At 58.1% G+C, this 18,694-nt stretch carries 20 protein-coding genes; 1 reads left to right on the forward strand and 19 read right to left on the reverse strand.

Features of this window, described 5'->3' with window-relative positions; genetic code table 11:
* Window positions 1-3 precede the first annotated feature (3 nt).
* From PQR62_RS10010 to PQR62_RS10040, 7 genes are all read right to left on the reverse strand, one after another.
* Complete coding sequence (locus PQR62_RS10010; protein WP_408157401.1) at window positions 4-924, reverse strand: hypothetical protein; 921 nt, start codon at window positions 922-924, stop codon at window positions 4-6.
* A gap of 6 nt (window positions 925-930) precedes the next feature.
* Complete coding sequence (locus PQR62_RS10015; RefSeq protein ID WP_408157402.1) at window positions 931-2,052, reverse strand: DegT/DnrJ/EryC1/StrS family aminotransferase; 1,122 nt, start codon at window positions 2,050-2,052, stop codon at window positions 931-933.
* Between the two features lie 19 nt (window positions 2,053-2,071).
* Entirely contained in the window at window positions 2,072-2,578 is a 507-nt protein-coding gene (locus PQR62_RS10020; protein WP_408157404.1) for an acyltransferase, read from the reverse strand.
* Window positions 2,575-3,636 (reverse strand): Gfo/Idh/MocA family protein, encoded by a 1,062-nt coding sequence (locus tag PQR62_RS10025; RefSeq protein WP_408157406.1) that lies wholly within the window; start codon window positions 3,634-3,636, stop codon window positions 2,575-2,577. The genes PQR62_RS10020 and PQR62_RS10025 overlap by 4 nt, the downstream gene beginning before the upstream one ends.
* 74 nt (window positions 3,637-3,710) lie before the next feature.
* Window positions 3,711-4,850, reverse strand: coding sequence for a GDP-mannose 4,6-dehydratase (gene gmd, locus PQR62_RS10030; protein ID WP_408157408.1), 1,140 nt, complete (start codon window positions 4,848-4,850; stop codon window positions 3,711-3,713).
* Window positions 4,847-5,815: a GDP-L-fucose synthase gene (gene fcl, locus PQR62_RS10035; protein WP_408157410.1), complete on the reverse strand. Its 969-nt coding sequence runs from the start codon at window positions 5,813-5,815 to the stop codon at window positions 4,847-4,849. Before fcl ends, gmd begins: the two co-directional genes overlap by 4 nt.
* A gap of 67 nt (window positions 5,816-5,882) precedes the next feature.
* Window positions 5,883-6,287 (reverse strand): MarR family EPS-associated transcriptional regulator, encoded by a 405-nt coding sequence (locus tag PQR62_RS10040; RefSeq protein ID WP_408157412.1) that lies wholly within the window; start codon window positions 6,285-6,287, stop codon window positions 5,883-5,885.
* Window positions 6,288-6,432: 145 nt separating this feature from the next.
* On the opposite strand from PQR62_RS10040, the gene PQR62_RS10045 reads away from it, so the two are divergent.
* Complete coding sequence (locus tag PQR62_RS10045) at window positions 6,433-7,278, forward strand: symmetrical bis(5'-nucleosyl)-tetraphosphatase (RefSeq protein WP_408157413.1); 846 nt, start codon at window positions 6,433-6,435, stop codon at window positions 7,276-7,278.
* On the opposite strand, the gene PQR62_RS10050 is transcribed toward PQR62_RS10045, so the two are convergent.
* From PQR62_RS10050 to PQR62_RS10105, 12 genes are all read right to left on the reverse strand, one after another.
* Window positions 7,208-8,011, reverse strand: coding sequence for a lysophospholipid acyltransferase family protein (locus PQR62_RS10050; RefSeq protein ID WP_408157415.1), 804 nt, complete (start codon window positions 8,009-8,011; stop codon window positions 7,208-7,210). The two genes, PQR62_RS10045 and PQR62_RS10050, sit on opposite strands and share 71 nt — an antisense overlap.
* A 135-nt stretch (window positions 8,012-8,146) precedes the next feature.
* Complete coding sequence (locus PQR62_RS10055) at window positions 8,147-9,436, reverse strand: dihydroorotase (protein WP_408157417.1); 1,290 nt, start codon at window positions 9,434-9,436, stop codon at window positions 8,147-8,149.
* A gap of 44 nt (window positions 9,437-9,480) precedes the next feature.
* A complete protein-coding gene (locus tag PQR62_RS10060) occupies window positions 9,481-10,440 on the reverse strand; it encodes an aspartate carbamoyltransferase catalytic subunit (RefSeq protein ID WP_408157419.1) in 960 nt (319 codons plus the stop codon).
* Complete coding sequence (pyrR, locus tag PQR62_RS10065; RefSeq protein ID WP_408157421.1) at window positions 10,433-10,972, reverse strand: bifunctional pyr operon transcriptional regulator/uracil phosphoribosyltransferase PyrR; 540 nt, start codon at window positions 10,970-10,972, stop codon at window positions 10,433-10,435. Before pyrR ends, PQR62_RS10060 begins: the two co-directional genes overlap by 8 nt.
* A complete protein-coding gene (gene ruvX, locus PQR62_RS10070; RefSeq protein ID WP_408157423.1) occupies window positions 10,959-11,351 on the reverse strand; it encodes a Holliday junction resolvase RuvX in 393 nt (130 codons plus the stop codon). Before ruvX ends, pyrR begins: the two co-directional genes overlap by 14 nt.
* A 10-nt stretch (window positions 11,352-11,361) precedes the next feature.
* The gene (locus PQR62_RS10075; protein ID WP_408157883.1) at window positions 11,362-11,907 is read right to left on the reverse strand and encodes a YqgE/AlgH family protein; all 546 of its coding nucleotides are present in this window, start codon (window positions 11,905-11,907) and stop codon (window positions 11,362-11,364) included.
* Between the two features lie 338 nt (window positions 11,908-12,245).
* Window positions 12,246-13,664 carry an amidohydrolase family protein gene (locus PQR62_RS10080; protein WP_408157425.1) on the reverse strand — a complete coding sequence of 473 codons (1,419 nt, stop codon included), beginning with the start codon at window positions 13,662-13,664 and terminating at the stop codon, window positions 12,246-12,248.
* 38 nt (window positions 13,665-13,702) lie between these two features.
* Complete coding sequence (locus PQR62_RS10085) at window positions 13,703-14,494, reverse strand: ABC transporter permease (RefSeq protein WP_408157427.1); 792 nt, start codon at window positions 14,492-14,494, stop codon at window positions 13,703-13,705.
* Window positions 14,475-15,341 (reverse strand): ABC transporter ATP-binding protein, encoded by an 867-nt coding sequence (locus tag PQR62_RS10090; RefSeq protein ID WP_408157885.1) that lies wholly within the window; start codon window positions 15,339-15,341, stop codon window positions 14,475-14,477. The genes PQR62_RS10085 and PQR62_RS10090 overlap by 20 nt, the downstream gene beginning before the upstream one ends.
* A gap of 30 nt (window positions 15,342-15,371) precedes the next feature.
* Window positions 15,372-16,397, reverse strand: coding sequence for an aromatic ring-hydroxylating dioxygenase subunit alpha (locus PQR62_RS10095; RefSeq protein WP_408157429.1), 1,026 nt, complete (start codon window positions 16,395-16,397; stop codon window positions 15,372-15,374).
* Window positions 16,398-16,553: 156 nt separating this feature from the next.
* Window positions 16,554-17,543 (reverse strand): isopenicillin N synthase family dioxygenase, encoded by a 990-nt coding sequence (locus tag PQR62_RS10100; RefSeq protein ID WP_408157431.1) that lies wholly within the window; start codon window positions 17,541-17,543, stop codon window positions 16,554-16,556.
* 88 nt (window positions 17,544-17,631) lie between these two features.
* The gene (locus PQR62_RS10105; protein ID WP_408157433.1) at window positions 17,632-18,621 is read right to left on the reverse strand and encodes an ABC transporter substrate-binding protein; all 990 of its coding nucleotides are present in this window, start codon (window positions 18,619-18,621) and stop codon (window positions 17,632-17,634) included.
* Window positions 18,622-18,694: the final 73 nt, after the last annotated feature.

An 18,694-nucleotide genomic window follows, 5' to 3' on the forward strand; every position in this document is an offset into this window, starting at 1 on the left:
ATATTAGATGCCCGACCGCTGACGAACGGCCTCAATGAAATCGGACGAAATTGTCTGTTGAAAATCAATTTCCGGTTCGAGATCGCTACGCGACGGCGCCCCCAGAACACGTATTTGTCGCTGGCCCGGAAAGCAAATACGAGGAACCTGCCCCAAGAAGCAGCCCCAGATGCTAAAGCCCGACCCAGAGGAGATCAATGCCGTAGCCTGCGCTATAGAAAGCAAATCGGTCACTGCGGCTTGCTTGGGAGCTCTGGCAACATTATTCAACGTCAGCACCGCCTGCAAATCACCATCATCCCCATCCGAATACACCAGTGCAGGTACTTCCCTGCCCAATGCTGAACGCAACTGGAGCAGCATTTCGGCGTACCACTGGACAGGCAGGCGCGTGTTCTTTGAGCCTTCTCGAATCGACGCGTCATTCGATGCCACGCTGAAATCACCTAATCTGATGTGAATCGCAACATGAGCGGCTTCAATAGTTGTTGGCCGATAGCGGGACTTGGTCATTGCGATAAGCGCTTCAAGCAATTCGGGAGAACGACCTTCAATCTCCTTGAAATGCTGCTCGAAGTTGCCGCTGACAAGATTTTCAAACACCACCAATTGGCGCTGCTGGCGATGCACTTTCCCGCTCTCGCCCAACTCGACCGCATTAATCTTCGGCAAGCTTGCAATCAGCCAAGCTCTCCGCAAACCGGTGACGTAATGTGGAAAGTTGAAAAACCTCTGGTATTCGCGCTTATCACGCTCACGGCGGAGATAGGGCCCTATACGCAAATGATTCCAATTGGGGGATAGCATCGGAATCGAATTATCTCGGCACCAGACTTCGCATCTGGCCCAGGCCAGCAGACTGTGCGCCAGACCGAAACGACCTACGAGAGGCAAAGCGAAAGTGCTCGACTCAGTCATTTTCACGGCCGATCAATGTGTGCCAGCACAGAACTCAACCACGGAATCAACAACATATTGCTGTTGCTCAGCCGTCAGTTCCGGAAAGATCGGAAGCGACAAGCAGGTCTCCTGCAAGGCAAAGGCGTTGGGGAAATCGGCATGCTGATGCCCATAGCGTTTGTAAGCAGGCAAAAACGGCAGCGAGACGGGGTAATTGATAACGGTCTGAATTCCTTTTTCGGAAAGGAACTGCGCCAGTTCGTTACGCCGCTGATGACGGATGACATAGAGATGGAACACGTGCTCTCGCTCGGGTGCACACATCGGCAAAGTCAAGCCAGGAATACCCTTGAGCTTCTCATGATAAACGCCAGCCACGCGCTGCCGCGCTTTTGTCCATTGATCCAGATGAGGCAACTTCACATCGAGAATAGCCGCCTGCAAGCCATCCAGCCGGCTATTGATCCCCTCAATTTGATGATCACCTTTACGAACTCCGCCATGACGGGCAAACATTGTCATGTAATGAGCCAAATCAGCATGTGCGGTGACCACAGCACCTGCATCGCCCATCGCACCAAGATTTTTCCCCGGGTAAAACGAAAAACTGCCCGCAACGCCAAACGTACCGACCGTCCGGCCGTTGAAGGTGGCAAGGTGTGCTTGTGCACAATCCTCAAGCACCCACAGATTGTGTTCTTCTGCCAATTTCATGACGCTGGCCATGTCAGCCGGCTGCCCGTATATATGAACAGGAATAATCCCGACCGTACGGCTCGTGAGCTTCTGTTTAATGCAATCAGGATCAATCGTATAAGTATCCTGGTCCACATCGCAAAATACTGGTGTTCCTCCAGCTTGAGTCACGGTCTCACTGGTAGAAATCCAAGACATGGCAGGCACAATGACTTCATCGCCAGCCTTGAGTTTCAAGCCTATCATCGCGATATATAGTGCATCAGTTCCATTGGCGCAGGAAACGCAATGCGGTGAGCCGACGCGACTCGCAAAATTCTTTTCAAAGCTTTCTACCTGAGCTCCGCGGATGAATGAGGAATTCTCAATCACATCAGCAATCGCCTGATCAATTTCTACTTTGATAGTCTGATATTGCGCATGCAGATCCACAAAAGGGACACTTGGATTTTTCATAGAGGCGTAAATAAATCGTTCAAATAGAGGTCTCGGAGAGAGGGCTTCCCTCATCCATTCCGCGAACCAGTTTCGCGGGATTCCCGGCGTATATTCCAGAGATTGAAATATCTTTTGTCACCACGGCTCCTGCGCCGATGACGACGTCGCTGCAAATACTCACAGGAAGGATCGTGGCGTTACTGCCAATGGAGACCCGGTCACCGATTTTCGTGGGTTTCCAGAGTTGCTTATTTCCCCTGGCAGGCCCTCCCGTGGAAAACAGGTCATTGATGAACATGACGCCATGGGCTATCACGCATGCCTCGCCGATGTCGACCAACTCGCAGATAAAACTATGGGACTGTATGCGAGAACCACGCCCAATCCGCACATCTTTCTGAATCTCAACAAACGGGCCGACAAAAACGCCGTCCTCCAAAATGCATCCATATATATTTGCAGGTTGCACAATGGTGACATTCTCACCAAGAATAACGTCGCGAATTGCAACCTCCTTCAGATTGGGTTTCCCCGGCTTGCTCACGAACGTTCTCCAAGCCGGCAGAACTTAGGACGGAATCTGAGAGGAACTTCACGGCCTGACTCAATAGATTCATAAATGGCATTGATCAACTCCAAGCTGCGGCGCCCTTGCAAGCCATCGACCAGATGCTGCCGCTCCCCGCGAATGGCGTCAACGACATGTTCGTAATACGCTTGATGGCCGAAACCATACACATTAGGCGGATTCACCGAATACTTATCCATTACATCTTCATCGCCAGCCTGCGGCTCAACAAAGCTCCAGACCTTCATTTTGTTTACAGCAAAACCGGCGATCTCCACAGAACCACCTTCGCCCAGAATAGAGATAGACCCCTCCAGGTCATTGGGTCGCACCGCAGTCGTCGCCTCAATAATGCCAAGAGCACCGCTTTTGAATTTAAGAACTACAACGGCAGTGTCTTCTGCTTCGATGTTTGCAAGTGCAGTCGCCCCTTTCGCGAAAACACTATCCACATCACCCAGCATCCATTCCAGCATATCGACGTGGTGACTTGCCTGATTGGCAAGAACTCCGCCATCCATTGCCCACGTCCCGCGCCAAGGCGCCTGATCGTAATAAGATTGCGTACGGCACCAACGCACTCGCACGGTACCCAGTGATATCTTGCCGAACCGCCCCTGCTCCAGCGCCTCGCGCAACTTGACAACCGGAACATTGAAGCGATTTTGCTTCACTACGAACAGCTTCACTCCTGCAAAATCGCAAGCCTGAATCATTGCATCAGCATCATCCAAAGTCAGAGCCATCGGCTTCTCGACCACAATGTGCTTGCGGTATTGCGCAAGCTGAACCACGTGCTTGGCGTGACTACCACTTTCGGTCAGAACTACCACGACATCGATATCTGCCGACCGCATCATCTCGTGCATGTCCGCAAAATACGGCACCGAAAACTGTTCTCCAATTTTCTGAGCCTTCGGCAAATCGATATCACATACCGCGGCCAACTCAGCGCCGTAGATTTGCTTCAGCCCGAGCAATTCAGAGTGACGTTTCGCAATGCGTCCGCAGCCGACCAAGGCAAATTTGAGCATTACTACGCTCCTAAAATGAAAGAATGAAAGAGTTTCAAAAACACACGGACAAAATGCTTACCGGCATTACAAGGCTATTCAACACTCACATTGATGCTGTAGCCATGGTGCTTCAGTAAAGCATGTTGCTTCGCCTGCTCCAGATCATGAGTGACCATTTCTGCGCACATTTCCTGCACTGTAATTTCTGGTACCCAGCCGAGCTTTTCTTTTGCCTTTGCAGGATCACCCAACAATGTTTCTACTTCCGTGGGACGGAAATATCTAGGATCAATCCGAACAACGATGTCACCCACTTTAAGTGCAGGAACCTTGTCACCGCTTATAGCGGCCACAACCGCGCATTCTTCGATACCGCTGCCAGTGAACTCCAGGGTGACACCTAATTCCGCAGCGGACCAAGTAATGAATTGACGCACGCTGTACTGAACTCCAGTGGCTATCACGAAGTCCTCAGGAGTATCCTGCTGAAGCATCATCCATTGCATCCGCACATAATCTTTGGCATGCCCCCAATCGCGCAGCGCATCAAGATTCCCCATATACAAGCATTCCTCCAGTCCTTGACCGATGTTAGCCAAGCCCCGGGTAATCTTGCGAGTTACAAAAGTCTCGCCCCGGCGAGGACTTTCGTGATTGAACAAAATGCCGTTACAAGCATAAATACCGTAAGCCTCGCGATAATTCACCGTAATCCAGTAGGCATAAAGCTTGGCGACAGCATACGGACTACGGGGATAGAACGGCGTCGTTTCCTTCTGAGGAATTTCCTGAACCAAGCCATACAGCTCGCTGGTGCTTGCCTGGTAAAAACGGGTTTTCTTCTCAAGACCAAGAATACGAATGGCTTCCAGTATTCGCAAAGTTCCTATTGCATCTGTGTCCGCAGTGTATTCAGGAGACTCAAAACTCACGGCAACATGACTTTGCGCACCGAGGTTATAAATCTCATCAGGCTGCGCCTCCTGAATGATACGAACCAGATTACTGGTGTCGGTCAGGTCGCCATAATGCAGCTTGAGTCGTGCATTCTCAATGTGTGGATCCTGATAAATATGGTCAACTCGCTGCGTGTTAAAAAGACTCGCTCTCCGCTTGATACCGTGGACAACATAGCCCTTATCCAAGAGGAATTCAGCCAAATAAGAACCATCCTGTCCGGTAATCCCGGTAATTAAAGCGACTTTCGGTTGCATTGATGTATCGTCTTTCATTGGTAAATATTTTTCAGAAAATCCTCATACGCCAGCCGCAGCCCGCTCTCAAGAGCAATCGTAGCCCCCCAACCAAGCTGATTCAAACGACCACTATCCATCAGCTTGCGAGGCGTGCCATCTGGCTTACTTGGATCGAACAATATCTCACCGCCATAGACGACAACCTTCGCGATGGTAACCGCCAACTCCTTTATGGTGACGTCGCTGCCACAACCAACGTTGATATGACTCAGCATAGGCTGCGTATGCGCGTCATAACGAGGCTTATCCAGATTCATGATATGGATGCAGGCAGCAGCCATATCGTCCACATATAGAAATTCTCGCATTGGAGTTCCGGTACCCCATATGGTCACAGACGGCGCGTCATTTTGCTTTGCCTCATGAAACCGCCGGATCAGGGCGGGGATGACGTGACTATTTTCAGGATGATAATTATCGCCAGGGCCATACAAATTTGTCGGCATGGCACTCCGATAATCAATGCCATGACTCGCACCGTACTGGCGATTGTAGCTCTCGCAAAGCTTGATACCCGCTATCTTGGCTATGGCGTAGGGCTCATTGGTAGATTCAAGCGGCCCCGTCATCAACGCGTCTTCGCGCATTGGCTGAGAAGCCTCTCTCGGATAGATGCAACTCGACCCCAGAAACAAGAGCTTCCTCGTTCCGCTCCTGAATGCAGCGTCGATAATATTTGCTTCTATCATCAAATTTTCATAGATGAACTCGGCCGGATAGGTATTGTTCGCGTGAATCCCGCCGACTTTTGCAGCAGCCAAATAGACCTGATCCGGACGCTCTTCCTCAAAGAAAGCTTTGACTGCGGCCTGGTTAGTCAGATCAAGGGAATGACGATCCCTAGTGACCAGCTGTGTTGTACCGGCGTCATCGGCCAGCAGTTGACGAGCAATAGCCGAACCCACCATACCGCGGTGCCCGGCAATAAAAATCTTAGGCATTAGAAAAATTCCATCTTTTACTGTTGCTGCTTAGCTCGGAACGGCGGACATACCAGAACCTGACAGATCAATTATCATCAAGTTGATGTGCCACTTGATTTTTACGGACTTCTTTTTTTAAGAGCGCAATTTCTTCTTTTAATAGCTCGTACTCCAATAGTTTCAACCTCAAAAACGAGGCGGTCAAAATAGCTTTTTCAGCAATACCTGCAGGAGTGAGCAGATAAACGTAACCAAGCTTATTCTTGCTGCCTTTAAAATTCTGAATTTTGACGTGCCCTTTTTCGACCAAGGACTTCAAGCAATAATTGACACTCCCCAAACTCACATCTAATTTCTTGGCCAAGTCTCTTTGATTTATTTCGGGGCTATCTTGTAGATTCTTCATTATTCGAAGGCAAATATCTTGCTTCACACGGTCTCGACGATCTGACATATTTGCCCCTCCCAATAAAGCCAAGGTCGCCGGCATTCACCCAAAATAAAGGCAACATTCGTTCAATGAGTGAACGAATTGTGCCATATTCTGGTGCTTACAGTCTATTTACAAGTCGGTTAAAACTCACATATAAAGCGATAACATCTCCAACTACTGGCATATTCTGGCGAACTCAAGCATGACCAATAATCGACCTACTGAATCAGTGACTTTTTTTGCATTAGGAGATTTACAAGGTTGCAACTGTCAACTGAAGCAATTGCTCAAGCGGCTCCCTTCGCCCCCGCACGATCACCTCCTCCTCTTCGCCGGCGACCTCATCAATCGCGGCCCGCAATCCCTGGAAACCCTGCGCACCGTGCGCGACATGGGCGAACGCGCCAACTCCGTGCTTGGCAATCATGATCTGCATCTGCTGGCGGTGGCCAATGGCATACGGCCGGCGCATGCCAGCGATACGCTGGACGATATCCTCAATGCGCCCGATCGGGAGGAGCTGATCGACTGGCTGCGCCATCGGCCGCTGGCAATTCATGAGCAGGGGCATCTGCTGGTGCATGCCGGGGTGTTGCCGCAATGGAGTCTGGATCAGGCGCTGGCGCTGGCGCATGAGGTGGAAACCATGCTGCGCAGCGACGATTGGGTTAACTTCCTGCGTCACATGTACGGCAATCAGCCGGCGCGCTGGTCCGACGATCTGCAAGGCTATGAGCGCCTGCGCTGCATCATCAATGCCTTCACGCGGCTGCGCTTCTGCCAGGGCGACGGCACCATGGATTTCAGCGTGAAGGAAAGCGCCGGCGCGGCGCCGCCGGGCCTGATGCCATGGTTTGAGGTGCCGGGCCGCAAGACCGAGGATGTGACCGTGGTCTTCGGTCACTGGTCGACGCTGGGCCTGATGCTGCGCCCCAATCTGATTGCGCTCGATACCGGCTGCGTCTGGGGCGGCAAGCTTACTGCGGTGCGGCTTGAGGATCGGGCCTTGTTTCAGGTGGATTGCCCGCAGGCGCAGAAACCGGGCTGATCTCTTCTTCCCCCGCATAGCCAAGGCCGCCCGCGACCACGCGGTGCGCGAGCCTGGCCAGCTCGCGCCGATGCGCGCCGGCCGTCGGTATCACTTCCAGCTGCTTCAATTCCGCGGTCATGCCGCGCGACTTCAGAATCGCCAGAATGCTGTCCACGATGGTGGTGTCGCCGATGAAATTGGCGGCCGGGTGCAGATTGCCGTCGCGATCCAGATAGCGCAGCGCGTAAGGCTGCACCGGCACCCTGGCATCGATGGCAGCCTCAAACAGATTCGCATGAAACGGCAGCAGCGTGCCTTGCGCTGAAGTCGTGCCTTCCGGGAAGAAGGCCACATGCTCGCCGCGCCCTATGCTGTCCACCAGATCCTTGAAGATACGTCGCACGTCGCTGGCCTTGCCGCGCGAGATGAAAATCGTACCGGTCTTGGCGCATAACCAACCGATCAGCGGCCAGGCGCGGATGTCCGACTTTGCAACGAAGCGGCAAGGCTGCAGCGAGTTGACGACGAAGATGTCCAGCCAAGAAACGTGATTCGAAATCAGCAAAGAACGCGGAATGGGATGCGGGCTGTCGATGCGGATGTGTATGCCGCAGATACGCAGCAGGCGGCGCGACCAGCGCCGGATATGCGCCTCTTGCCCTTTGGCACTCGTGAACGGAAACAGAAAGGCGCAGATCGCCATGCCGACAAACAGATGCGTCACCAGACGCAACAGGCGCAATACGAACATGAGGCGATCTAAGTTGAGTGGAGGTAAATGAAATTCAGCAAGACGCAATCAGCAGATGCTTTACGACGTCAAAACAGATCGCCGGATGAAGCATCAGACAAGGCGGACGACATCACTGCCCTCCGCCCTGCATGATCAGCGCTCGAAGGCCAGGTGGCCCGAGACCACGGTCGCCTTCACCACACCCGGCAGTTCATAGCCGAGGAAAGGCGTGTGCTTGCCCTGGCTGGCCAGCGCCCGGCCTTCGACCTTCCACATCGCTTGCGGATCGAAGATGCAGATGTCGGCGCTGCTGCCCACGCTCAGATTGCCGGCCTTCAGACCAGCGACCTTGGCGGCGCGATGGGTGATCTTGGCGACGGCCTTGGACAGCGTTTCCTTGCCGTCGCCGCCATCGTTTTCCTGGGCCCACTTGAGCGACAGCGACAGCAGCAATTCCAGTCCTGTTGCGCCCGGTGACGCCTCGCCGAACGGCAGCAACTTCTCGTCATCATCCACCGGCGTGTGATCCGAGCAGACCACGTCGATGGTGCCGTCGGCGAGTGCCGCGCGAATCGCCTCGCGGTCGCGCTGCGAACGCAGCGGCGGGTTCATGCGCGCGTTGGAATCGAAGAAACCGATGTCCAGATCGCACAGGTGAATGTGGTGGGCGCCGACGTCGCAAGTCACCGGCAGGCCTTCGCTCTTGGCCGCGCGCACCAGTTCCAGACCGGCGGCCGACGACATGCGGCACAGGTGCACGCGGGCGCCGGTGGCGCGCATCAGTTCGAAGATGGTGTACAGCGCAATGGTTTCCGACATCACCGGCACGCCGGACAAACCCAGACGCGATGCCGCCGGACCGCTGTGGGCGATGCCGTGGCGGCCCAGATGCGGATCCTGCGGGCGCAGCCAGACCGTGTAGTTGAAGGTCTTCGCATATTGCAGCGCGCTCATCAACACCGTGGTGTCGAGTATCGGTTCATCAGCCTGCGAAAAACCGATACAGCCGGCGTCGGTCAGCTCGGCCATTTCGGTCAGGGCCTTGCCCTTGAGCCCGGCAGTCAGCGCACCCAGCGGATAAACGTGGGCCTGATTGAGCGACTTGGCGCGATGCTTGAGCATCTCCACCAGACCCGGCTCGTCCAGCACCGGATCGGTATCCGGCGGGCACACCAGGCTGGTCACGCCGCCCTGGATTGCGGCCTGCATTTCGGACTCCAGCGTGGCCTTGTATTCGTAACCCGGCTCGCGCAGGCGCGCGCTCAGATCGACCAGCCCGGGGATGACCGCCAGACCGCTGGCGTCGATGGTTTTGTTGGGCGTGAAGTCAGCCGGCGCCTGGCCGATGCCGACGATCTTGCCGGCCGCCACATACACATCCTGCTGAGCATCGATGCCGTTCGCAGGATCGATCAGTCGTCCGTTTTTGATATGAAGTTTCATCAGTTAATCTTTTCTCGCCAAGTCTTTTAGTCTGCGCAACCCACTCAGTTGCCGGCCACAATTCCCATCACCGCCATGCGTACCGCGATGCCGAAGGTCACCTGCGGCAGGATCACCGCCTGCGCACCGTCGGCCACTGCCGAGTCGATTTCGACGCCGCGGTTCATCGGGCCCGGGTGCATCACGATGGCGTCCGGCTTGGCCAGCGCCAGGCGTTCCGGCGTCAGGCCGTAACTCTTGAAGAACTCTTGCGCCGACGGCAGCAAGGCGCCGCTCATGCGCTCGTTCTGCAGGCGCAGCATGATCACCACGTCGACATCCTTCAGGCCTTCTTCCATGTTGTGGAAGACGCGCACGCCCATCTGTTCCAGGCCGCCCGGCAGCAAGGTGCGCGGGCCGATGGCGCGCACTTCAGGCACACCCAGCGTGGTCAGTGCATGGATGTCGGAACGTGCCACGCGGCTGTGCAGGATGTCGCCGACGATGGCCACACGCAGATTGGTGAAGTCCTTCTTGTAGTGCCGGATCGTGTACATGTCGAGCAGACCCTGCGTCGGGTGCGCGTGGCGGCCGTCGCCGGCGTTGATCACGTGTACGTGCGACTGTTTGGTGTCGATCAGGTGCTTGGCGATCAGGAAGGGGGCGCCGGATTGCGCATGGCGCACCACGAACATGTCGGCGTGCATCGCCGCCAGGTTGTCGATGGTGTCCAGCAGCGACTCGCCCTTGCTGGCGCTCGAGGCCGAGATGTTCAGATTGATCACGTCGGCCGACAAGCGCTTGGAAGCAATCTCGAAGGTGGTGCGGGTGCGCGTGGAGTTCTCGAAGAACAGATTGAACACACTCTTGCCGCGCATCAGCGGCACCTTTTTCACTTCACGGTCACCAATGCTGACGAAGGAAGAGGCGGTGTCGAGAATGTGATTCAGAATCGCTTTGGGCAGACCTTCAATGGTCAGCAAGTGTTGCAGTTCGCCGTTTTTGTTCAGTTGTGGATTAAGCATGGACCACCGTCAGGGAAAAGCCGCCGTCATCGGCGCGTTGCAGTTGCAATGATTGTTGTTTGTCGAGCTTGACCGTGCCGGCCAGGAAGTCGGCGGCAATCGGCAGTTCGCGGTCGCCGCGATCCACCAGTGCCGCCAGCAGAATGCGCGCCGGACGGCCGTAGTCGAACAGTTCGTTGATCGCGGCGCGGGTAGTGCGGCCGGTGTACAGCACGTCGTCCACCAGCAGAATGGTGCTGCCTTCGACGTCGAAAGGAATCTGGCTCGGCTTGACGTCCGAACGCAGGCCCTTTTCAGAAAAGTCGTCGCGGTAGAAAGAAACGTCGATGAAACCGAGACGCTCGCTCAGTTGCAACTCGTCTGCCAGACGCTCGGCCAGCCAGGCGCCGCCCGAATGGATGCCGACGATGGCGACGTTGCTTGCGCCTTGCAGCGCGGTTTTGACTTGCTGTGACAGCTTCCGGTACAGCGCTTCGGCGTCCAGCGACGAAGCGTCCAGCAGCGGCTGGTCGGGCGTATTAGAGTGGCTCATGAGTATCGTCAAAGTATTGCTGCAAAATGATGGCGGCGGCTTGATCGTCGATGCGTTCGCCGCGCTGATGCTGGATCACGGCCGACGAGTAACGCTCGTCCACCAGCACCGTGGTGACGCCATAGCGGCCGTGCAGCTGGTTGGCGAAGCGCCGGCAGCGCACCGACATTTCGTGCTCGGCGCCGTCCGGATGCAGCGGCAGGCCGACGATGCAGCGCGCCGGTTGCCATTCCTTGATCAGGGTTTCGATGGCGGCGAATTTGGCGTCATTGGTGGCGGCCGCGATCACCTGCAGCGGCTGCGCCTGCTTGAGGCCGGTGTTGCCGACCGCGACGCCGATGCGTTTGAGTCCGAAGTCGAAAGCCAGCACTGTTTCCACCGTGCCGGCCTCAGGCGCGTCCCGACTGGCCGCTCAGCATCACCGGGTCGATCCCCAGCAGACGCAGCGCGGCAGCGAATCGCTTTTCCACCGGCAGATCGAAGATGATGGAAGGGTCGGCCTTGACCGTCAGCCAGCCGTTGCGGCCGATCTCTTCTTCCAGTTGACCGGCGCTCCAGCCGGAGCAGCCGAGGCTGACCAGCACCTGATCCGGACCATCGCCATGCGCCACCGCTTCCAGCACGTCCTTGGAGGTGGTCAGCGCGATGTCGTCGGTCACCTGCAGCGTGGAAGAAAACTTGTCGGTGGTCGAATGCAGCACGAAGCCGCGCTCCACCTGCACCGGGCCGCCGAACATCACCGGGCGGCGATACATTTCCGGCATCGCTTCAGGCGTATCGGGGATGATTTCCAGCTTCAGATTGATGCGGTCGAACAGCACGTTCATGGTCATGTCGGTCGGCTTGTTGATCACCACACCGAGCGCGCCGTTCTGATTGTGTTCGCACATGTAGACCACGGTGCCGCCGAATATCGGGTCCAGCATGGACGGCATGGCGATCAGGAAGTGATTGGTCAGATCCAGGTCGAGCGGCGTCAGCTCTTCGCTATCGCCTTCAACCGTGATGTCACCCGAGCGGGTCCGCGCCGGCAGATCGCCGGCCAGATCGAAATCGGGCGTAAAAGAGGTAGTGCGTCGCTTAATCATGCGCGACATTTTAGCAGTTTTAGCTTGGGGCCCTGAGCCACGGCGGCGCTAAATAGCGGCGAGTCGCAGTGAATCGGGCCGACGGCCGCGGTGCACGCTTGCCGGAGCATGGCAAAACGACAAGATTGACCCCGGATTTGTTCGCGACCACCTGCGCGGACGCCACGCAGGCTTCAGTGCGCGCCTCAGTTTCCTTTCAGCAATTGAGCGATTGCCTGCCGCGCGCGCCGCCCCAGCTCGGCCAGATCGACGCCGGGGATGGCGTCTTCGCTGACCACCGAGCGGCCACCGACCAGTAGCGCCTTGAGATAAGGCCGGCCGCCGCCGGCCACCGGGCCGATGGCGGGATCATGCAAACCGAAGTAACGCGGATCGTCGAGACGATACAGCGCAATGTCGGCCTGCTGCCCGACCTGCAAGCCGTCCAGCGCATCGAGCCCGAGCACGCGCGCACCGCCGGTTGTGCCCCAGCGGATCACATCTTCCACCGTCGCCGCGTCCGCCCCGCCCTCGAAGCGGCCGCCGCGAAACTGCGGCTGCGCCTGCTGACCGCGCCGGGCACGCTGCATCAGCCAGGCCGCATGCGTCTCCGACAGCATGTCGGCGGCTTCGTTGGAGGCGGCGCCGTCGACGCCGATGGAAATCGGCACGCCTGCTTCTTCCAGCTGCCGGATCGGGGCGATGCCGCTGCCCAGCCGGCCATTGCTTTGCGGGCAATGCGCGATGCCGGTGCCGGTGGCGCCGAGCAGGCGGATTTCTTCCTCATCCAGCTTGACCAGATGCGCGAACCAGACGTCCTTGCCCAGCCAGTCATGCTGAGCCGCGAACGCCACCGGCGAGCAGCCGTGCATGGCTTGCGCACTGTCCTGATAGCCCACCGTTTCCGACAGATGACTGTGCAGTCGTATGCCCTGGCGACGCGCCTCCGCCGCCATCACGCGCAACTCTTCCGGCGCGGCGGAATACAGCGGCGTGGTCGGCGCCATCACCACCCGCCGCATGGCCTGCGGCGCCGGATCGTGGTAACGCTGCACCAGCCGCGTCACATCCTGCAGATAGCCGTCCAGCGTTTCAGGACGCAAGGCGCTCGGCAGTTCCGCCTCCAGCTGCCGGGTGCGGGTGGCGCCGCCGCGGCACAGCACAAAGCGCAGACCCAGCGCCTCGGCTTCTTCGAACAGAATCTCCGAGGTGTCGTAAGGCATGCCGGGGTAGTACAGATAATTGTGATCGGCAATCGTGCCGCAGCCGGAGCGCAGCAATTCGACCATGCCGATGCGCGCCGCCAGCCGGAACAGTTCTGCATCGAAACGCGCGCGATAGCGATACGGTGTCGCCGCCAGCCACGGCGTCAGCGACAGATCAATGCCTTGCGGATCGCCCTTGAGCAGCGACTGAAACAGATGATGATGCGTATTGACCCAGGCCGGATAGGCGATGCAATCGGTGGCGTCGATCTGCTGTTCTCCGGCTTGCGGCGCCAGCTTGCCGATAGCGGCGATCACGCCGTCGACGATGCGCATGTCGGGGCCGGGCGTGCGCGCAGCGTTTCCGGCAAGCCCGGTCATGATGCTGTGGATGTTTCTGATCAGTGTGGTGCGAGTCATGGTTCTCTCGGTTGGATTCGACGAATGATGCGGATGGGTCAGCTCATCTCGCTTTCATGCCAGCCCGCCAGCGCCAGCCGCGACAAGGTGCTCATCATCCAGAACAGCAGAATGCCGGTGACCGTGATCAGAAACAGCGCGGCGAACAGACGCGGGATGTTCAGCTGAAAACCGGCCTGCAGAATCTGATACGCCAGCCCCGAGCCGGTGCCGCCGGTGCCGGCCACGAATTCCGCCACCACCGCGCCGATCAGCGCCAGTCCGCTGGAAATCCGCAGGCCGCCGAAGAAGTAAGGCAAGGCGCTGGGAATGCGCAGACGGCGCAGCGTCTGCCAGCGTGTCGCCTTGTTCAGCTTGAACAGATTCAGCAGCCCCGGGTTGACGCTGCGCAGCCCGAGCGTGGTGTTGGAGATGATGGGAAACAGCGCCATGATGGTGGCGCACACCACCAGCGCCGCCGTGGTGTCCTTGACCCAGATGATGATCAGCGGCGCAATCGCGACAATCGGCGTGACCTGCAAGATGATCGCGTAGGGGAACAGACTGATCTCGACAAAGCGGCTCTGCACGAACATGAAGGCGATCAGCACCCCCAGCGCCACCGCGAAGGCAAAGGCGAGGAAAGTGATCTTCAGCGTCACCAGCAGCGAGTCGAGCAGCAAGCCCCAGTCCGCCGCCAGCGTCTTGGCGATCAGCAGCGGCGTCGGTACCAGATAGGCCGGCACCTCCAGCAGCGTGCAGACCAGTTGCCACGTCAACAGCAGGAACAGACCGATCAGCAAGGGCGCCATCACGCGCCAGAATCCGGGTTTAGTGATCAAGGGCGTCATGACTGCCTCCTCCCTGGTTGGCCAGCGTCAGATAGTCGGACAGCGTCTTGCAGTACTGCATGAACGGCGCCGAAATGCGAAAGGCATCGTCACGCGGGCCGGGCGCATCGATGGCGACATCGGCGATGATGCGGCCGGGGCGCGCCGCCATCACGATCACGCGGCTCGACAAAAACACCGCCTCGTAGATGCTGTGTGTAACGAACACCACGGTCAGATCCTGCTTGCTCCAGATGTCGCGCAAGTCGGCATCGAGCCGGTTGCGGGTGAACTCATCGAGCGCGCCGAAAGGCTCATCCATCAGCAACAGATTGGGTTGCGTCGCCAGCGCCCGCGCTATCGACGCGCGCATCTGCATGCCCCCCGAGAGTTCACGCGGCAAGACCTTGTGGAAATTGTCCAGTCCGACCAGCTTCAAGGCATCGCGCACCCGTGCATCGCTCTCGTTGCGCGCCATGTGTTTCAGATCCAGCGGCAGCCGCACGTTCTGCTCGACCGAGGCCCAGGGCATCAGCGTCGCTTCCTGAAACACCATCGCCAGCGTGTGGCCGGGCGTGCCCACCGTCGCCAGATTTTTGCCCCACCAGCGGATATGGCCGTGCGAAGGCTCTTCCAGTCCGGCGAACATTTTGAGCAAGGTGCTCTTGCCGCAGCCTGACGGCCCCAGCAGAGACACGAACTCGCCGCGCTTGATCTCCAGCTTCACCTCATCCAGCGCGCGCGTGCCGTTGCGATACGTCTTCTCGACACGCTGCGCGCTCAGCACGGCATCGCTGCCGGCCACGCCAGCGTCGGCGCCCTGTTCCAATGCCGCCAGTTGCGGCATTGCCTGATCATCTCGTTTCATCATGGCTCCTTGCCCGGTCATGGTTGGCAATCAATCCTGCCGGCGAAAAACTTCGCTCTCGCCGTGCTCTTCCAGCAATTGCAGCAGCATCTTGCGCATGATCAGCCCCGGCTTGTCGGAGGCCATGTGGAATTCCTGCTTGCGGCGCACGTCGATGCAGGCATCCGGATCGGTGGCTTCGAGAATCTCGCGGTCTTCCACCAGAATCGGCGCATCCCAGGCGATCAGTTCGGCCTCGGGACAGTCTTCTTCGGTGTCGTTGCGATACAGCCATTGCGCCAGCATGATGGAGCCGTCGTCGATCGGCGTGGCGCAGTTGTAGATGATGTGATGCCGGCCCGAAGCCGGATAGGTGCAGCCGAAACGGCGCGCAAACGGCAGATACCAGCGGTTGAACATGTGACGCATGGTGGTGTCGTCGGTGGTGCCGGTGACGCGGAAACTGGCCGGCACGTTCTTGATCGGCACCAGCGTCTCGGCTTCGAAGCCGTAGTCGGTTTCATTGATTTCATACTTCTCCGGCTTGGGCTGGTCGTACAGGCCGAAGGTGGCGCGATGCACGTAACTGAAGTGCGAGTTGTCGAAGGAGTTTTCCATCATGCGCAGCGCGCTGGTGTCCCAGCGTTCATAGAACTGGAAAATGCGGCGATAGCCCGGCGTGGTTTCTTCCGGGAAGAAGGGAATGTCGCGCAGCGGTTTTTCCAGCGCCACCCAGACATAGCCGTAACGCTCTTCGCAATAATAGGATGGCACCATGGCGCCGGCCGGCACCGCGCCATCCGCATTTTGCGGCACGCGCACGCAGGCGCCGGAGCAATCGAAAGTCCAGCCGTGGTAGCCGCACACGATGTTGCCGTTTTCGACAAAGCCCTTGGACAGCCTGGCGGTGCGGTGGCAGCAGCGATCCTGCAAGGCGGCCGGCTTGCCGTCGGCCTTGAGCCAGACCACGATGTTTTCGCCGAGCAGCGTGAAGGGCTTGGGGCCGTCTTCCAGCATGGAGATCGGCATCAGCGCGTACCAGAACTTGCGCAAGACTTTTTGTTTGGTGACCAGCATGTTTCTACTCCCATGACAGATCCGGAGCCAGGCGGCATGCCAGTGAAGTGCAGGCCGCATCAGTCTTCCGGATGTCCGGCCGGCGCGCCAACACGGTCGCCTTCGCCAGATGATTCGATAAACCGCTTAAAACGCTTTCCTGTTGTTGCGCCCGCTTCAGGCAGCCACACCGGCGGCGCCGAAGGTTTCCCGCACCTTGGCCGCCAGGTAATCGCCGATGCTGCAGGGCGCGTAGCGCGCCGGCCGCTCGGCGGAGCAGCAGGTCGGCAGACATTCGATGATCTGGGCCTGATCGCCGTCCTGAAAGAAGGGCAGCGAATAACGCGGCAGCGGCTTGTCGTTAAGCACCCGATGCGGATTGCTGTGATACAAATCGTTGCTCCAGCGCTGCAGCAAGTCGCCGATATTGACGACGAAACTGCCGTGTATCGGCGCGGCGCGCACCCAGTCGCCGTCGGCATTGCAGACTTCGAGGCCGCCGATATCGTCCTGCGCCAGTATCGTGATCAGGCCCCAGTCGGTATGCGCGCCGGCGCCGATCTGGTTATGCGCGGTCTTCGCCGGTTGCGGCGGATAGTGCAGCAGGCGCTGCGTGGCGATCGGCGTGCGCAAGGCCGGCTCGAAGAAGTCCTCCTCCAGATGCAGCGACAGCGCAATGACGGACAGCAGACGATGCGAGAGCTGTCGCAGCGCGTCGTAATAGCGCTGAGCGTGCTCGCGAAAACCCGGCAGATCCTGCGGCCACAGGTTGTGGCCATAGCGCAGACTGCCCTGCTGCACATAGGGATGATCGGCTGCGATGTCGAAGCCGAACTGAAAGCCCTCCTTCAGATCGGCCGGCGAATCCACATCCAGCGCTTGCGCGCCCATGCGTTCATAGCCATAGCCCGAGGGCGAATGCGACATGTCGAGCGCAGCCTTGGACGCAGGCGGCAGGGAAAAGAAGCGGCGCGTCCAGTCGAACTGGCCATCGACCAGTTGCTGCCGCACGCCGTGATTGACCAGATAGAAGAAACCGACGTCGCGCGAGATCTTGTGGATCTCCCAGGCCACCGCTTCGCGTTTTGCCTTATCGGGAGAAAAGGCATCGGCGAAATCGATGACCGGGAGGCGGCTCGCGGTCTTGGGTGGGGCGTACAGAATCATGGCGTCCTCACGCTGTGGCTTCTGTTTTATCGGCGTCCCGCCTGCGCACAAACGCAGGCCGGGCGGCTCAGTTATTCGCGCGTCCGCCTCAGGGCATGACGTGCATGTCCTTGACGAACCTGGTGGTATAGGCCTTGCGATAGTCGGTATCGGCCTTGAGCAGACCGGTCGCGACCATGGTGTCGTAGGTTTTCTTCCAGCGCTCATCGGTCATGGTGCCGATGCCGTATTTCGCCGCATCGCCGCCGGTCACCACCTTCAGCTCCTTGAGCTTGTTGAGCGCGTAAGCCAGTTGCTCGTCGCTCATGTTCTTGTTGTCCTGCTTGATCAGGGCATTGCCCGGGGCCGGATCTTCCAGATAGCTCTTCCAGCCTTCGGCGGTGGCCTGCACGAAGCGCTGCACCAGCTCGGGCTTTTGCGCCACGGTCTTTTGCAGTGTGATGATGGTGGTGCCGTAAGGCGGATAACCGTCGTTGGCGAACAGGAAGAATTTGCTCTTCACGCCGGCCTTGTCGGCCTGAAACAATTCGGACGAGGGGTAGGCCTGCTGCGCGATGTTGGGATCGGCGAAGAAGGGTTGCAGATTGAAGGTATAAGCCTTGGTCTGCGCATCGGTGTAAGCGAACTTCGACTTCAGCCACGGCCACCAGCTCGACTGGCCGGAGCCGGCCACCAGAATGGTCTTGTTCTTCAGCCCGCCGAGGCTGCCGACGTCGTCGTGCGTCATCATGCCCTGCAGGTCCGACTGGAACGAGGTGCCCACCGTCACCAGCGGCAGACCCTGCTCGACGCCCTTCATCACGGTGAAGTCGTAGCCCATGCTGAAATCGGCCTGACCTGCCACCAGAATCTGCATGTTATTGACCTGCGGACCGCCCATCTTGATGCTGACGTCCATGCCGTATTTCTTGTAGATGCCCTTGGCCACGGCCTGATAAAAACCGCCGTGCTCGGCCTGCGCATACCAGTTGCTCAGCAGGGTGACCTTGTCTTCGGCGCGCGCGAGCGAACTCGCCTGCAGGGCCAGCATGCCGAAGATCGCAACGCTCATACGGATCAATGATGTTCGCTTGTTCATAGCCTTCCTTTCCGGTGGGTTTATGTATTTCTGTGACGACCAAATCCTTGCCAACTGCGCTTTTCCGACGCAT

This window comes from Herbaspirillum lusitanum (assembly GCF_046025995.1).
GTDB classification, from domain to species: Bacteria; Pseudomonadota; Gammaproteobacteria; order Burkholderiales; family Burkholderiaceae_D; genus Herbaspirillum; species Herbaspirillum lusitanum_A.

Coding starts and splice junctions, on each gene's coding strand:
- PQR62_RS10090 (WP_408157885.1), bottom strand. CDS start 15,341: ATGAAACGAGATGATCAGGCAATGCCGCAACTGGCGGCATTGGAACAG.
- PQR62_RS10040 (WP_408157412.1), bottom strand. CDS start 6,287: ATGCCGGCGACCTTGGCTTTATTGGGAGGGGCAAATATGTCAGATCGT.
- pyrR (WP_408157421.1), bottom strand. CDS start 10,972: ATGAGCCACTCTAATACGCCCGACCAGCCGCTGCTGGACGCTTCGTCG.
- PQR62_RS10105 (WP_408157433.1), bottom strand. CDS start 18,621: ATGAACAAGCGAACATCATTGATCCGTATGAGCGTTGCGATCTTCGGC.
- PQR62_RS10050 (WP_408157415.1), bottom strand. CDS start 8,011: ATGTTCGTATTGCGCCTGTTGCGTCTGGTGACGCATCTGTTTGTCGGC.
- PQR62_RS10055 (WP_408157417.1), bottom strand. CDS start 9,436: ATGAAACTTCATATCAAAAACGGACGACTGATCGATCCTGCGAACGGC.
- PQR62_RS10025 (WP_408157406.1), bottom strand. CDS start 3,636: ATGCTCAAATTTGCCTTGGTCGGCTGCGGACGCATTGCGAAACGTCAC.
- PQR62_RS10045 (WP_408157413.1), top strand. CDS start 6,433: ATGACCAATAATCGACCTACTGAATCAGTGACTTTTTTTGCATTAGGA.
- PQR62_RS10060 (WP_408157419.1), bottom strand. CDS start 10,440: ATGCTTAATCCACAACTGAACAAAAACGGCGAACTGCAACACTTGCTG.
- PQR62_RS10100 (WP_408157431.1), bottom strand. CDS start 17,543: ATGATTCTGTACGCCCCACCCAAGACCGCGAGCCGCCTCCCGGTCATC.
- PQR62_RS10075 (WP_408157883.1), bottom strand. CDS start 11,907: ATGCCGTCCATGCTGGACCCGATATTCGGCGGCACCGTGGTCTACATG.
- fcl (WP_408157410.1), bottom strand. CDS start 5,815: ATGCCTAAGATTTTTATTGCCGGGCACCGCGGTATGGTGGGTTCGGCT.
- PQR62_RS10080 (WP_408157425.1), bottom strand. CDS start 13,664: ATGACTCGCACCACACTGATCAGAAACATCCACAGCATCATGACCGGG.
- gmd (WP_408157408.1), bottom strand. CDS start 4,850: ATGAAAGACGATACATCAATGCAACCGAAAGTCGCTTTAATTACCGGG.
- PQR62_RS10015 (WP_408157402.1), bottom strand. CDS start 2,052: ATGAAAAATCCAAGTGTCCCTTTTGTGGATCTGCATGCGCAATATCAG.
- PQR62_RS10085 (WP_408157427.1), bottom strand. CDS start 14,494: ATGACGCCCTTGATCACTAAACCCGGATTCTGGCGCGTGATGGCGCCC.
- PQR62_RS10095 (WP_408157429.1), bottom strand. CDS start 16,397: ATGCTGGTCACCAAACAAAAAGTCTTGCGCAAGTTCTGGTACGCGCTG.